This window comes from Streptococcus sp. HMSC065C01, from assembly GCF_001813525.1.
Classification (GTDB): domain Bacteria; phylum Bacillota; class Bacilli; order Lactobacillales; family Streptococcaceae; genus Streptococcus; species Streptococcus parasanguinis_V.
Genome location: NZ_KV812829.1, coordinates 8,117 through 8,967, shown reverse-complemented (window position 1 = coordinate 8,967; position 851 = coordinate 8,117). Strand labels below are relative to the sequence as shown.

The 851-nt window shown below is 27.3% G+C and carries 1 protein-coding gene; it reads right to left on the bottom strand.

Annotated features, from left to right (window positions below; translation table 11 throughout):
• Positions 1-487: 487 nt before the first annotated feature.
• Positions 488-649: a hypothetical protein gene (locus tag HMPREF2918_RS11285; RefSeq protein ID WP_173019420.1), complete on the bottom strand. Its 162-nt coding sequence runs from the start codon at positions 647-649 to the stop codon at positions 488-490.
• Positions 650-851: the final 202 nt, after the last annotated feature.

Genomic DNA, 851 nt, shown 5'->3' with positions numbered 1-851 from the left:
AAGATGGGGTCTTTTCTGTTGATATTAGTGGAGTTAAGCATGACTACTATCTTAAAGGTAGCGAAGCATATAAAAACGCTCTAAAACAATATGGATATAAATAACATTATTCACACCTATTTTACCGAATAGGTGTTTTTTGTGCTGAATAGATTACTTCAAAAAACTTTTAAGCTTATTCTTAACCGAATAGCTTATATTTCATGTAAATTAGCTTAATCAAAGAAATTGGATTATATTTTATTATACAATGGATTCATGAATAATTTAAAAGAAGCAAATATTAGAAAAGCCATTTGGCATATTAGACGTCACCTAAACGAACTATTAAACTCACAGGATGAAAAATATAGGAAACATGAAATGTTTCACCTAAGATCTAGTATTGAATGTTTAGAACGTGTGATGAACAACGAAAAACCCTATCCACCTATGGATAGGGAAGATTTTAAAAGTCATTGTATCTATTATATTATAAAATTTAGTATTAAAAAAGTATGTTTTTGAAATGATAAAAATAGATACGACCATCCCAGATAGGTTCTCTATCCCCTTTAGAAATTTCTCTGTTAATATGTTTAGATTTTTTTAGTGCCAGTTTTAAATAGTCAATAGCGTCTTCTTCGATTTGTTTAGATGATTTAGACATAATTAACCTCTTAATAAGTTGTTCTATACTAAGTATTATATCAATTTATGTGATAATTTTTCCAAATTATCCTTGCTATCCTAATATCATTCCTAAGAAAATCAAAGATTTATGACTAAATGGATAGATGATTACGAATATAAGGTTAGGGGATTAGAGAATTTTATCAATATACTTTATAACACAAGAAATCAAAATGTTA